Annotated in this window: 13 protein-coding genes; 5 read left to right on the top strand and 8 right to left on the bottom strand. The window is 64.6% G+C overall.

What is annotated here, in order from left to right:
• Positions 1-47: 47 nt before the first annotated feature.
• Entirely contained in the window at positions 48-449 is a 402-nt protein-coding gene (locus VSR71_RS23355) for a cupin domain-containing protein (protein ID WP_342916170.1), read from the bottom strand.
• 404 nt (positions 450-853) lie between these two features.
• Between VSR71_RS23355 and VSR71_RS23360 the strand changes: the two genes are divergently transcribed.
• Complete coding sequence (locus VSR71_RS23360; RefSeq protein ID WP_342916171.1) at positions 854-1,888, top strand: endonuclease/exonuclease/phosphatase family protein; 1,035 nt, start codon at positions 854-856, stop codon at positions 1,886-1,888.
• 87 nt (positions 1,889-1,975) lie between these two features.
• Here VSR71_RS23360 and pstS read toward each other — a convergent pair whose 3' ends face one another.
• From pstS to VSR71_RS23380, 4 genes are all read right to left on the bottom strand, one after another.
• Positions 1,976-3,025: a phosphate ABC transporter substrate-binding protein PstS gene (pstS, locus tag VSR71_RS23365; RefSeq protein WP_342916172.1), complete on the bottom strand. Its 1,050-nt coding sequence runs from the start codon at positions 3,023-3,025 to the stop codon at positions 1,976-1,978.
• Between the two features lie 256 nt (positions 3,026-3,281).
• Complete coding sequence (locus VSR71_RS23370; RefSeq protein WP_342916173.1) at positions 3,282-4,235, bottom strand: LysR family transcriptional regulator; 954 nt, start codon at positions 4,233-4,235, stop codon at positions 3,282-3,284.
• 125 nt (positions 4,236-4,360) lie between these two features.
• Positions 4,361-4,651 carry a hypothetical protein gene (locus VSR71_RS23375; protein WP_342916174.1) on the bottom strand — a complete coding sequence of 97 codons (291 nt, stop codon included), beginning with the start codon at positions 4,649-4,651 and terminating at the stop codon, positions 4,361-4,363.
• Between the two features lie 69 nt (positions 4,652-4,720).
• Positions 4,721-5,875, bottom strand: coding sequence for a patatin-like phospholipase family protein (locus VSR71_RS23380; protein WP_342916175.1), 1,155 nt, complete (start codon positions 5,873-5,875; stop codon positions 4,721-4,723).
• A 316-nt stretch (positions 5,876-6,191) separates the two neighbouring features.
• Between VSR71_RS23380 and VSR71_RS23385 the strand changes: the two genes are divergently transcribed.
• Positions 6,192-6,950 carry a sulfite exporter TauE/SafE family protein gene (locus VSR71_RS23385; protein ID WP_342916176.1) on the top strand — a complete coding sequence of 253 codons (759 nt, stop codon included), beginning with the start codon at positions 6,192-6,194 and terminating at the stop codon, positions 6,948-6,950.
• A 235-nt stretch (positions 6,951-7,185) separates the two neighbouring features.
• Here the strand turns inward: VSR71_RS23385 and VSR71_RS23390 are convergent, their stop codons facing one another.
• Positions 7,186-7,386 carry a hypothetical protein gene (locus tag VSR71_RS23390; RefSeq protein ID WP_342916177.1) on the bottom strand — a complete coding sequence of 67 codons (201 nt, stop codon included), beginning with the start codon at positions 7,384-7,386 and terminating at the stop codon, positions 7,186-7,188.
• 363 nt (positions 7,387-7,749) lie between these two features.
• On the opposite strand from VSR71_RS23390, the gene VSR71_RS23395 reads away from it, so the two are divergent.
• The gene (locus VSR71_RS23395; RefSeq protein WP_342916178.1) at positions 7,750-8,691 is read left to right on the top strand and encodes a MurR/RpiR family transcriptional regulator; all 942 of its coding nucleotides are present in this window, start codon (positions 7,750-7,752) and stop codon (positions 8,689-8,691) included.
• Here VSR71_RS23395 and VSR71_RS23400 read toward each other — a convergent pair.
• Entirely contained in the window at positions 8,678-9,538 is an 861-nt protein-coding gene (locus VSR71_RS23400) for an HAD-IIA family hydrolase (protein WP_342916179.1), read from the bottom strand. The two genes, VSR71_RS23395 and VSR71_RS23400, sit on opposite strands and share 14 nt — an antisense overlap.
• 157 nt (positions 9,539-9,695) lie before the next feature.
• Here VSR71_RS23400 and VSR71_RS23405 point away from each other — a divergent pair, with 157 nt between their 5' ends.
• Together VSR71_RS23405 and VSR71_RS23410 are read left to right on the top strand one after the other, a co-directional pair.
• Positions 9,696-9,872, top strand: a complete 177-nt coding sequence (locus VSR71_RS23405) for a hypothetical protein (RefSeq protein ID WP_342916180.1) — start codon at positions 9,696-9,698, stop codon at positions 9,870-9,872.
• A gap of 51 nt (positions 9,873-9,923) precedes the next feature.
• Positions 9,924-12,119: a phosphocholine-specific phospholipase C gene (locus VSR71_RS23410; protein WP_342916181.1), complete on the top strand. Its 2,196-nt coding sequence runs from the start codon at positions 9,924-9,926 to the stop codon at positions 12,117-12,119.
• 289 nt (positions 12,120-12,408) lie between these two features.
• On the opposite strand, the gene VSR71_RS23415 is transcribed toward VSR71_RS23410, so the two are convergent.
• A partial coding sequence (locus tag VSR71_RS23415; protein WP_342916182.1) for a DUF417 family protein occupies positions 12,409-12,653 on the bottom strand: 245 nt, incomplete at its 5' end.

Genomic DNA, 12,653 nt, shown 5'->3' on the forward strand with positions numbered 1-12,653 from the left:
CGGGGCGGGCAGGCCGTCGGTCGACGGACTGCCACGTTGCGCCCGGCCTACTTGGCCGGTGCCACCAGCGGTGCGCCCTTCTTCACAATGTAGGTTGCCAGTTCCGATGCCGTGCCGCTGCCGACATTCCTTGCCGAGTGGGCAACCCCGGCGGGGATGAACAGGGATTCCCCGGCCTTTAGCGTGACGGGCGGGTTGTTGCCGAGCTGGTACTCCAGCGTCCCCTGTAGCACGTACGCAATCTCCTCGCCGGGATGCGAATGCATCGGCGCGAATGCGCCCGGATCGAGGTCAACCCGGACCTGGACGCCCTCGCGGCCCGGCACGCTGAGATCGTGCTGAACGAGATCGGTGCGATGGACGCCTGCCATTTGAGCCTGGGCCGTCTGAAGCAACAAGCCGCTGCCGGCGAAGATCATGGCCGCAGCCATCATTCGGGTCGATTTCATCTGCTGACTCCTCTGTCCTGATTGACTATCAACGATCGGATTGCATTCCGCACCGGGGTATGGGGTATGGGCGGCGTGCAGGCGACGTGCGGTCAGAGAAATAAGCGATGTGGTACGACGCCCACCATGCAAACCGACACGAATCCCGTGCACAGGGAGCATTAAAAGACGGCGATGTATCTGGTCTATGTCTGCGAGCGGCTGCGAACGTATCTTCATGTATTCGGCACTTGCATCGATACCTTCGCACACAAACCATGCCGGTGCCTCCCGGCATGTGCGGATAGCCCCCGATCCGGGTCGCCAGCATCGAACGGCGCGATTGTCACAGAAGCGAGATAGACACCAGGTCTCTGGCTTGATGAACTCCGGGGGCGATTCGCCCACCCTGAAAGGAGTTCGCCGTGGACCTGAAGACACTCAGCATCGCGACATTCAACCTGTACAACCTCAACATACCGGGCCTGCCGCTCTATACCGACAGCAACGGCTGGAGCGAGCAGGAATACAAGCGCAAGATCGCCTGGACTGCGAGCCAGCTTAAGCTGATCGACGCCGATGTGGTCGGGTTCCAGGAACTATGGCATGGCGAGGCGCTGGCCGCGGCGGTCGAAGCCGCGGGAATTGCCGAGGACTACGATCTGGTGGTACCCGATAATGCCGACGGCAAGGGCATTGTCTGCGCCGCCATTGTCCGCCGCGGGCTGCTGGAGGGCGAGTCCGAATGGATCGCCGATTTTCCGGAGGACTTCATACTCAAGGCAAAGGGAGACGACCCGCAGACACCGCAGATCAGCGTCAATATCCGCGGGTTTTCCCGGCCGGTCCTGCATTTCACCATCCGGCCGCGCGATGACGAGCCGGCCATGCACATGTACGTATGCCATCTCAAGTCGAAGCAGCCGACGCGGATCGATGACGAGGCCTGGTATGAAAAGGAAATCTACGCCCGGCATGCGAAGGCTGTTGGCGCCGCGCTGTCGACCATCCGCCGTACCGCCGAAGCGGCCGCACTACGCTTCATGCTGACCAACCGCATGAAGGGGAACAACACGGCGGTGGTGGTCATGGGCGATATCAACGACGGGCAACTGAGCAACACCGCCAATATCCTGACCGAACAGCCGGCCTACCTGGTCGGGGACTCTGTCGGCGGCGGCGACATTGCCCTCTATACGGCGCAGACCTTGCAGGAATACCGGGACACGCGCGATGTCTACTACACCCACGTCTACCAGGATTTTCGCGAGTCGCTGGATCATATCCTGGTCAGCGAGCAGCTCTACGACAACAGCAGACGGCGCCGCTGGCTGTTCGACGGGCTCATCGTCAACAACGATCACTTGAATTTCAGTGACCACAAGGGACTTGGCACCAACGACCACGGCATCATCCGCGCGGTGTTCAAGCACCGTCCAATCAGGGACGACCTGGCTTGACCTGAGCACGCTGTCGCTGTCCCTTGCCCTGGGGCGGCCGCGGCTGGCTCCATCCCGGCCGCCCCGATAGCGTGCGAGGCGTTCCCATCATCGGAACGCCTCTTTCCAGTACGCTTCAATATGCCTGACCACGCCGGCGGGAAGCGCGACATAGTGCGCGGCCGCGGCGTCCGCCTGCCCCTCCGACAGCGCCCAACGGAAGAACGCGATGGCATCATTGGTCTCCGCAGCGTTGCCGTTCGTCTTGGAGATCAGGACGAACACGACCCCGGTAATGGGCCACGCCTGTGGGCCGGATGCATTTGTCAGTACCTGATAGAAGTCCGAATTCGGATTCCACTCTGCCGCGCTGACCGCTGCGCTGAAGGTTTCGCGCGACGGCTGCACATAGATGCCGTCGCGGTTCTTGATGGCCGCATAGGCCAGATGGCGCTGCAATGCGTAGGTCAGCTCGACATAGCCAATGGAGCCTTTGACATTGCGAATGTAGGTGGCAACGCCATCGTTGCCATTAGCCCCGACGCCGACGGGCCATTTCACAGTCGTTCCGGCGCCCACGCTTGCGCCCCATTGCGGGCTGACCTTGGTGAGGTAATCGGTCCAGTTGAAGGTGGTTCCCGAACTGTCGCTCCGATGGACGACCACGATTTTCAGATCCGGCAGCGCCAAGCCGGGGTTTTCCGCGGCGATCGCCCGGTCATTCCAGTTGACGATCTTTCCCTGGTAGATATCGTTCAGCAACGCGCCGGTCAGGCGCAACTGCCCCGGGGCAACACCATCCAGATTGATCACCGGCACAACGCCGCCGACCACGATCGGGAACTGCACCAGGCCCGCCGCGCGAAGATCCTCCGGCTTGAGTGGCATGTCGGTGGCGCCGAAGGTCACCCGGGCCGCCCGAATCTGCCGAATCCCGTTCCCCGAGCCCGTGGGTTGATAGTTGACCTGTTGCCCGGTGCGGGCGTAGTACGTTGCCGCCCATTTGGACATCAAGGGATAAACGAAGGTGGAACCCGCGCCGGTGATTTCGCCGGCGAGCGCCAGCGAAACGGCACCGAGCAGGAGCAACAGAATCGCAACTTGTCGTTTGATCGCTGGCAGAAAACGCAATCCGTAATTTGGCGATGGCTTCATCATTATTCTCCCGCTTCTGACGCCCTTGTTCGGTGCTGCGCAATTCAGGCTAGCAGATGGCGTGAGACATGACGACGAAGTCGTGACAGCTTCATCAAAAAAATAGCGGCCTGATCCATGGACCGCTTTATCGCCAGGCGGCGGCAATCAGTCCATATCTATGCCACCAGAATTGTGACTGTCATGTTTCTGACATCAGGAAGATACCGATCGCATTGCCGACCCATTGCCGACTCATTGCCCACCCATGCCCATGCGCTCAGGTTCGTGCCGGGCGGGATCGACGCCGCGAGTGCGGCGTCCTCGGCGACTTCACCCCCGCCATCGCCGGAAGCGCGTATCCCAGCTTCTCCCTGAGCCGCGGGACGGCAAAGTCAACAAATACGCGCAGCTTCAGCGGTATCTGTCCCTGGCCGGCGTACAGGATGTTCACCGGCGCGGGCGGCGCTTCAAAGGCCTCCAGCAGTATCACCAGCTTGCCGGATTCCACCAGGTCCCCGATCTGGTACGAGGCCAGCCGCGCGACGCCTGCGCCTTCCACGGCGGCAACCAGTGCCGCTTCAATCGAGTTCACCACCAGCCGCGACTGAACCTGTACATGCAGCGGGTCGCCCTTCGCATTGAACTTCCAGTTGCCGCCCATCGCATATCCCTCATACGCCACGCAGTGGTGCGACACAAGGTCCGCTGGCTTTCGAGGCATGCCGTGCTGCGCCAGGTAAGCCGGGCTGGCGCACACCACCTCGCGCAGCATGCCAACGCGGGTCCCGATCAGGCTGCTGCTCGGCGGCTCTCCGATGCGGATGGCCAGGTCGACGCGCTCTTCCAGCAGGTTGACGAAGCGATCGGTCATCTGTGCCTGCATGCGGATCTGCGGGAAGGCGCGCAGGAACTCCACGATGACCGGCAATATATGATTGCGGCCCATTACCGGCGGCATGCTGATGATCAGCTCCCCCTGCGGGGCATGGTATTCGCCTGCGGCGGTGCGTTCGACTTCCGAGATGTCTTCCAGGATGCGCCGGCACGACGCGACGTAGCCGCGCCCTGCCTCGGTCAACGTCAGCTTGCGGTTGCCGCGCACGAGCAGCCGGATGCCTAGGTGCTCCTCCAGCTCCGATACCCGGCGGCTGACGGTTGCGAGCGGAATGCGGAGCTTGCGGCTCGCCGCGGAAAGACTGCCGGAATCTATCGCCGCCAACAGAATGGTCATCGCCTCGAGTCGATCCACAGCCTTCCACCAATGAGAGGGTTCTGGCTGATTCTACCGGCTGTTCGATGGATGGGGAGGCGCCGGGATGATGCCTCGCCGCGGGCATCCATATGCGCGCGGATGAATCAGGCTGCACGCGAACGGCTCGCGCGGCTGGCAGCGGAGGCTGCCGTGCCCTGGCGGCGAGTCTTCCCGAGCCGCGCAATCACCCGCAGCAGCATCGCCGCAATCACGATCATGGCGGGCACGGCGTAGCCGGCATGGTTCGGCATGCGGGTCAGGAAAGACCCCGCGAAAATGACAGCGATGATCCACACGCCGACACGATGCAGTCTCTTCCAGTTGTCCGGCCCGAGCCACCGCATCGGCCCGTCTCGATGGAGATCCTCAAGTCGTTCGACGACTAGGGACGGCATGGCGACGCCAGGCGGTTCGCGCCGTGTGTCGCCACATGACAAACGCTGCGGAGGCAGGCGAGCCGCATCTCACCCAGGGACGCTCGCTTGAATCCGGTGCACGGCGATTCCCTCGATCGGGTCGAGGGGTTGGCGCCAGGGCGCATGGGAAATTGCGTCTCGCGTGTCCTGGTACCCCGCCGCCCAGCGGCGTTCGATGCCGCGCATGGAAAAGTCGATATCGCGGTTCATATCGTGGTCGTCCAGTTGCGGCGCATCCAACTCGACCACATGCATGGTGGTTCCGCAGCCCCAATCGAGCAATTCCTGCACGGCAGGCTGCGCGCGCTCGCTTTCCGGAATGTGCTTGCCCAGTTCGCGGATCACATGCCGCAGGCGGTGCATCTGCCGCTGCCGCTCCAGATGGCATTCCGCGCGGCTGGAATACTGGATGTCGCGCAGACGGCTCATTACCTGCCAGATGGAGGCCGGCTCGGGGCCGCTGGCCGGCCACAACTGCACGGCGAAGATCAGCGAACTGCGGCGAGGGCGGTCATCCAGGACAGCTTCCAGCGGCGTGTTCGAATAGATCCCGCCGTCCCAGTATGCCTCGCCCTCCACCTGTACCGAGGGGAACCCCGGCGGAAACGCCGCCGAGGCCATCACGTGCGCCACGTTCAGCGGCGCGTCGCGGTTGGTGAAATAGCGCATGCGCCCATTGCGCACGCCGACCGTGCCAACGGTCAGCCGCGTGTTCCCGGCGTTCAGGTAGTCGAAGTCGATCAGCTTGCCCAGGGTCGCGCGCAGCGGCTCGGTGGAATAGAAGGCCGACTGGGCCAGGCCGACCGTGGCGCGCAGGCCCAGCCACCAGGCGGCGGGACTTGGCGTGAAGAACGACGGGATGCCATGGGTGGTGATCGACATCACCCGCACCCAGTTCTCCCAATCATTGAAGCGGCCGCCTGCCTCGCCGGAGCGGCGGTAGGCAATGCCGTCCCAGAACCGCTTGAGCCGGGAAAGCCGCTCGGCCGGCGGGTTGCCGGCGATGATGGCCCCGTTGATCGCCCCGATCGACGTACCGATCACCCAGCGCGGCTCCAGGCCGGCCTCGTGCATGGCCTGGTAGACGCCGACCTGGTAGGCGCCAAGGGCGCCGCCGCCTTGCAGGACCAGCACGACCTGTCCGGGCACTTCCGCGTGCGCTTCCGCGGGCGCGGAGACGGGTACTTTTTCTGTCTCGCCCATCGCATTCCTTCCTGTCGTGGCACAGGGGCACGACTGACTGTTCGGAAGTATCGTCCCGCGTCCGCGGCCAGGCAACCGCGGCATGCGTGATCGTCGCACCCTTCCGGCTCAGCCCGGTCGCTCAGGCTGCCGTGCCTGACATGAAGATTGTATCCATGACAATAGTTTGATTGTCATGATGCAGCGAATTACGATACAGCATCGCCCCCCCTTGATAGCGTGGTGTTCCCCCGGACCGCTGCGCCTACTTCAGCGGGCCGGAACGTTTTCTGCATCAGCGCTTCGCTTCCCATCGGGGCGAAGAAAGAAGGGCTACATGGAACTGAATGCCACCACCATCCTCGTTACTTTCGCAGGTGTCTTCCTGATCTGCTTCATGAAGGGAGCCTTCGGTGGCGGCTTTGCCATCGTCGGCATTCCGCTGCTGTCGCTCGTGATGGACCCGGTCACGGCGGGCGGCCTGCTTGCGCCCTTGTTCGTCGTGATGGACTTGTTCGGACTGCGCTACTGGAAGCCATCCACCTGGTCCAGGCCTGACCTCATCCTCCTGGTGCCCGGCCTCGTGGTCGGCATAGGGATTGGCTACCTGCTGTTCCGGGTGCTGGACCACCGCGCGATCGCCATCGTGATGGCCGCCGTCACGCTGGTGTTCGTCGGCCTGTGGTTCCTGCGCGGCGGCGAAGTCGCGGTGCGGCCGCGCTCTTCGCCCAAGGCCGTCGCCGCTGGCATGACGTCGGGCATCACCACAATGGTCGCGCACTCCGGTGGTCCGCCTCTGGCGATGTATCTGTTGCCGCTCGGCCTTGGCAAGCAGGTCTATGCCGGCACGACGAGCCTGTTCTTCACGGTAGGCAACCTCATCAAGGCCGCGCCATGGCTTGCCCTGGCCAGGCCGGCGGGGGCCGTCTGGGCCCTGATGGCGATCTGCCTTCTCGCCATTCCCACCGGCGTCTCGCTGGGCTGGCGCCTGCACGCCAGGCTGGATCAGCGCCAGATGTACACGGCCTGCTACGCCTTGCTGGTGGTCACGGCCCTGAAGCTGCTGTGGGATGGAGTGTCGGGCTACCTTCACTGAAGGCGCCCGGAGCAGGCCCGATACCGATCAGCCAGATCGACAACCGTGAAATCGGGCTGGCCAGACGAAGTGCGCTTGGGGGAATCCGATTACCCGAGGTGCAGCTTGAACCATTCGATAGCCGCCTCGCTCGATTGGCGGAACATGGACACATAGGGATCGAAATGACCGCCCTCGAACGTCACAAGACGCTTGGGCTGCAATGCGCGCTCATACGCGGCGAGTTCCAGGTCGGTCAGTCGACGTGGGAGATGAAGTAGTCGGGATCGGCGCTGCGGAATACCAGGACCCTGGTACCGTCGTCGGCCTCGGCGGCGGCGATCAGGCTGACCAGGTCGCGCACCAGCGCGGGGCCAAGCAGGTTCATGGGCGGAGCGGCGATTTCCACCAACAAGACCGCCTCTTCACGGTTCACTTTGAGCGTATCGAACATCATGGCTGCCTTCCAGGGACAAGATCGGACTGGCGATGGCCTGAGGCCATCGGGACAAGCGCCTGACACGTTGATTGCAGGTGGTACGGGCGCTCCTGACGGACAGGAACTCTATGCCTCTCCGGATCCGTTGAGTAGCCGGCGGAAATGGGAATGACCCTTCCGTTGGTGGAAGGCAATGGGGTTGGCGACACGCAAGACGACCGATTATCATCCTGTCCTGTCTCGCCAGCCGCTCCTTCAGACCGTACCCGCCCCGAACATTGCCGCTGATTTCATGCCGATATCCTTCCATTGCTCCGCCCTGGCGGCGCTGTCCACCCGGTTGGTCCCTGCGCGGCGCCACGCCGCCCGCGGGCGGGCCGCATGGTAAAGCCCAAGCGCAGCGCTGACGGAGCGCCGGCCAGGACACCGTCCAGGCGGGCCGCGCCTGCGGGTACCGAGGCGCCACAGCCATCGGGTTCCGCCTCTGCGATGCTGGCGCGCATCGCCAGCATCCGCGCCTCGCTCGGCCCTGCCGGGCAGCGCATCGCCGACTTCGTGAGCCAGTCGCCGCACGCGGTGATCCATATGTCGGTCAGCGAAGTGGCCGAGCGCACCGGCGCGAGCGAAGGCAGCGTGGTCGGGTTCTGCAAGAGCGTCGGCGCCACCGGCTTCCAGCAATTGAAGATCGTGCTGGCGCAGGAACTGGTGCAACCGGTGCAGATCATCCACGAAGACCTCGAACCCGGAGACACCGGCGCGGTGGTCATGCGCAAGATCTTCCAGAGCAATGTGCAGACGCTGCACGACACCAGTGCGGTGCTGGATGTCGCATCGATCGATCGCGCCGTGCGCCTGCTGAAGGCGGCCGAGCGCATCGAGATCTATGGCATCGGCAGCGCCGCGCCGATCGCCGAGGACGCGCAGTACCGCATGCTGCGGATCGGTCTTAACGTGAAGGCCGTGGTCGACTCTCATATGCAGGCCATCAGCGCGTCGCTGGCCGGGCCCAAGGTGACCACGCTCACGATCTCGCATTCGGGCAGCACGCACGAAACCGTGGCCGCCACACGACTGGCCCGCGAGAGCGGCGCGCGCACGCTCTGCATCACCAACTTCGGCAAATCGCCGATCCAGGCATACGCCGACGTGGTGCTGTTTACGATGGCGCGCGAGACGCGCTTCCGGACGGAGGCGATGACGAGCCGCCTGGCGCAACTGGCGATCATCGATGTGCTGATCGCCTGCCTGGCACTCGCCGACTACGACGCCTCCGTGGAAACGCTGCGGCGCACGTCCGACGTCCTCTCCATCAAGCGATACTGAACGCGTCTGCGCGTCCGCACGTCGGCGCCGCGACGCGCGCATGCCCGGGATGGCGCAACTGCATCAGCGCCTCCGGCGTGGCCGCATCGGCGCGCGGATGCGCGCCCACCAGCAGGTAATCCATGCCCAGGCGAGCCGCTCCCAGCGCATCGGTGAGCGGGTTGTCGCCGATCACCAGCGTATCGGCGGCGCGCGCCCCAAGCCGCCGCAATCCTTCCATGAACAACTCGGGCTCGGGCTTGCCCACGACCAGCGCGGGCGCCACGCCCGCGCATTGCACGATCGCGTGCATCAGCGTGCCGGTCTCGGGCACGAGGCCGCCATCTGCGGCGGGATGGCTGGTATCGGGATTGCTGACGATCAGTGGCGCGCCACGCCGCAACGCATTGACCGCCGCGCGTAGCGTGGCATACCGGAAGTCCTGGTCGAGCGCGAGCAATACCACCTCCGCGCCCTCCTCCACCAGCACACAGCCCCGCGCCGCCGCATAGGCCCGCAGCACCGCGCTGCCGATCATCAGGATGCGCTTGCCCGCGTGCAGGCGCGCCACCAGGTCCACGGTGGCCTGCCCGGCCAGCACGATGCTGTCGGCCGCCACGGGCATCCCTGCCGCGTGCAACCGCAGCGCCAGCGTCTGTGCCGTGTCGGCCGAATTGTTGGACACCACCACGTGACGCCCATGCAAACACTCGAGCATCCGCGCCGCGCCAGGCAGCGGCACGCCTTCACGCATCAGCGTGCCATCGAGATCGATCAGGAAATGCCGATGGGTGTCAAGCCACGTGGCAGCCATCGTTCCGGCCGCCATGGCGGGCTCGGACATATCGGCCTGGGTTGGTGCAGTCATGGGAACGAGAAAGAAACACCGCGGATTGCGGCGCTGATGGTGAGCTTAATTCAATACACTCATATATTCAAACTGAATTTTGTTCATTTTGATGTCACATAGCAGGCCTAGGCTTCGATCCGCTCACCCAGTGCACCTCCCAACACAAGGAGTCCCCATGAAAAAACCGCTTTGGTATGGCCGCACCGCGCTGCTGGCGGCCCTGCTATCCCTGACCCTTTCCGCTTGCGGCGGCGGCGACGACAGCGGTGGCGCAACCAGCCAGACGCTCAGCGCGACGCCGCAGGCGTCGAAGTCCGCCGAGTCCAGGCCGAACCTGCACTGCGCCCCCTGACGCCCCGCGCGTCGCTCCCGCCCCATCGTCCACCTTACCCTTCCCGCGATCATGACGAAGATAGATCGACGCAGTTTCCTTACCGGTGCCGCCAAGGGCGCCGCCGCCGCCACGGTCCTGTCGGTGCTGCCGGCGAGCATCGCGCGCGCGCTGGCCACGCCCGCCGCCGTCAACACCGGCACCATCGAAGACGTGCAGCACGTGGTGATCCTGATGCAGGAGAATCGCGCAATGGACCACTACTTTGGCGCCATGCGCGGCGTGCGCGGCTTTGGCGACCGCTTCCCTGTGCCCGTGCCGTCGGGCAAGCCGGTCTGGTTCGAGTCCAATGGCACGCGCGAGATCACGCCCTTCCACCTGGACAGCGCCACGGTCAACGCGCTGCGGGTCTCCGGCACGCCGCACAGCTTCATGGATGCGCAGAACGCGTGGAACCAGGGCCGCTTCGGCTTGTGGGCCAAGTACAAGAACGACCATTCGATGGGCTACTACCGGCGCGAGGACATTCCGTTCCAGTACGCGCTGGCCGAAGCGTTCACGCTCTGCGATGCCTACCATTGCAGCCACGCCGGCGGCACCGATCCCAACCGCATTTCGTTCATGTCCGGTTCCCACTACAACCCCGCCGTGCGCGAGGCGGGCGGCAACTGCACGCTCGACGATGCGGAAGTCAATAACCTGCGCTGCAGCGTGAGCGGCAGGCTGCCGACGCCGGGCTATACCTATCGTGGATCCGCCTTCAACTGGGCCACGCTGCCCGAACTGCTCCAGGCCAGGGGCGTGAGCTGGCGCATCTACCAGGACCCCAACAAGAACTGGGGCGGACTGCTGCACGGCGGTCTGGCATTCAAAAGCTTCCGTGAATCGGCGCAGGGCAATCCGCTGTACGAACAGGGCATGAGCAGCTGGACCATCGACCAGCTGGCGGCGCACGTGCGCGACGGCACGCTGCCGGCCGTGAGCTGGATCCTGCCGACGCCGGCGCAGTCCGAACACCCGGGCGGCCCGTCGAGCGCCACCGAGGGCGCGGCCTTCATCAACACCGTGCTGAACGCGCTCACCGCCAATCCGGAGGTCTGGAGCAAGACCGTGTTCTTCATCACGTTCGACGAGAACGACGGCTTCTTCGATCATATGGCGCCGCCGGCGGTGCCTTCGTACGATGCCAATGGTGTCCTGCACGGCAAGTCGACGATCGATCTCGCCGGCGAGTACTTCGACACGGCGGGCAACACGGCGCTCGACGGCACCACCACCAGCGGCGAGACGATCCGCCTGCGGCCGTACGGCCTGGGCCCGCGGGTGCCGATGTACGTGGTGTCGCCATGGACGCGCGGCGGCTGGATCAATTCGCAGGTGTTCGACCATACCTCGATGGGCCGCTTCCTGGAGCGCCGCTTCGGCATCACCGTGCCCGCCATCAGCCCATGGCACCGCGCGGTCGCCGGCGATCTGACCTCGGTCTTCGATTTCGCCAATCCGAACAACCAGGTCTTTCCGCCACTACCGGACACGAGCGGGTACCAGCAGGTGATTGCGGACCAGCTCGGCAAGCCCAAGGCCACCGCCCCGGCCACGCCGGCATCGTTGTTTCAGGAAGTCGGCACCAAATACTCGCGCGCGCTGCCCTATGAACTCCACACCAGCGCCCTGGCAGAGCCGACCATCGGCAAGCTGAAGCTGCTGTTCAGCAATGCCGGCGCGCAAGGCGCGGTGTTCCATGTCTACGACCGGCTGCACCTGGACCGCATTCCTCGCCGCTACACGGTCGAGCCGGGCAAGATGCTGGACGACGAATGGGATGCGCGCGCCACGGACAACGGCCGTTATGACCTGTCGGTATATGGCCCCAACGGCTTTGTGCGCATGTTCAAGGGGGTGTTGCCAGCCGACGCCACGGCACCGGCGTTCGAGGTGCGCGTTTGCTATGACGTCGACAACAATGCGGTCTACCTGTCCGTGCGCAACGACGGTGGCAAGGTCAACGGTGTCGGCGATGGCATCGGCGGCGGCAAGCCGGTGGAGCTGGTGGTCACCGCGAACGCGTATCGCACCGACGGTCCCTGGACGATGAATGTGCAAGCCGGGGAGGAAATCGAGCAGCACTGGTCCGTGGCGGACAGTGGCAACTGGTACGACTTCACGGTGACGGAAGCGGACAGCGGCTTCGAACGCCGCTTTGCCGGCCGGCTGGAGACTGGCAAGCATGGCGTGACGGACCCGGCCATGGCGATGGCATTGTCCTGAGCGCCGCGCGACTCTGAAGCGGGCCGCACGCACCGGCGAGCGCCGATGCGTGCGGAGCGGGAGATCAGTCCCTCATGTGTCGTGGGGGACTACGTCGTCCTCAGACGATATTGATCTCGACATCGATATTGCCGCGCGTGGCCCTGGAGTACGGGCAAAGCTGGTGTGCGGCGGCGAATCTGCTGCTGCCGAATAGCGGCGGGACCGGCAATTCCGTGGCAGCCTCGGCGGCAAATCCCGACGAGTCTTTGCCGCGAACTGCCGATCGACAGACGGTGCTCCCGTGAAATCAGGAACGCTCAGCCTGGTAACGTGCCAGCGCCGTGCGCAGCAGCGACGCGGACGCTGCCAGCAGCACCAGGTCCTTCAGCAGGAACTGGCCGATCGGCGCGGAGATCGCCGGGAATCCGCCAGCGGTCGGCTCTGCAACGCCGGGCGTGGTGACGAAGAACGTCAGCGTGATGGCGTATGTCGCGCATGACATGGCAGCACCAAGTAGTGCGACCCGATGATGGAACGCACCGACGGTCAGTG

Origin of the sequence: Cupriavidus oxalaticus, assembly GCF_038900635.1 — a bacterium.
In the GTDB taxonomy this organism is placed as follows: Bacteria; Pseudomonadota; Gammaproteobacteria; order Burkholderiales; family Burkholderiaceae; genus Cupriavidus; species Cupriavidus oxalaticus_B.

Excerpts from the sequence above, each read along its gene's own strand:
- VSR71_RS23355 (WP_342916170.1), bottom strand. The coding sequence starts at position 449 with ATGAAATCGACCCGAATGATGGCTGCGGCCATGATCTTCGCCGGCAGC.
- pstS (WP_342916172.1), bottom strand. The coding sequence starts at position 3,025 with ATGATGAAGCCATCGCCAAATTACGGATTGCGTTTTCTGCCAGCGATC.
- VSR71_RS23370 (WP_342916173.1), bottom strand. The coding sequence starts at position 4,235 with ATGACCATTCTGTTGGCGGCGATAGATTCCGGCAGTCTTTCCGCGGCG.
- VSR71_RS23375 (WP_342916174.1), bottom strand. The coding sequence starts at position 4,651 with ATGCCGTCCCTAGTCGTCGAACGACTTGAGGATCTCCATCGAGACGGG.
- VSR71_RS23380 (WP_342916175.1), bottom strand. The coding sequence starts at position 5,875 with ATGGGCGAGACAGAAAAAGTACCCGTCTCCGCGCCCGCGGAAGCGCAC.
- VSR71_RS23385 (WP_342916176.1), top strand. The coding sequence starts at position 6,192 with ATGGAACTGAATGCCACCACCATCCTCGTTACTTTCGCAGGTGTCTTC.
- VSR71_RS23390 (WP_342916177.1), bottom strand. The coding sequence starts at position 7,386 with ATGATGTTCGATACGCTCAAAGTGAACCGTGAAGAGGCGGTCTTGTTG.
- VSR71_RS23395 (WP_342916178.1), top strand. The coding sequence starts at position 7,750 with ATGGTAAAGCCCAAGCGCAGCGCTGACGGAGCGCCGGCCAGGACACCG.
- VSR71_RS23400 (WP_342916179.1), bottom strand. The coding sequence starts at position 9,538 with ATGACTGCACCAACCCAGGCCGATATGTCCGAGCCCGCCATGGCGGCC.
- VSR71_RS23405 (WP_342916180.1), top strand. The coding sequence starts at position 9,696 with ATGAAAAAACCGCTTTGGTATGGCCGCACCGCGCTGCTGGCGGCCCTG.
- VSR71_RS23410 (WP_342916181.1), top strand. The coding sequence starts at position 9,924 with ATGACGAAGATAGATCGACGCAGTTTCCTTACCGGTGCCGCCAAGGGC.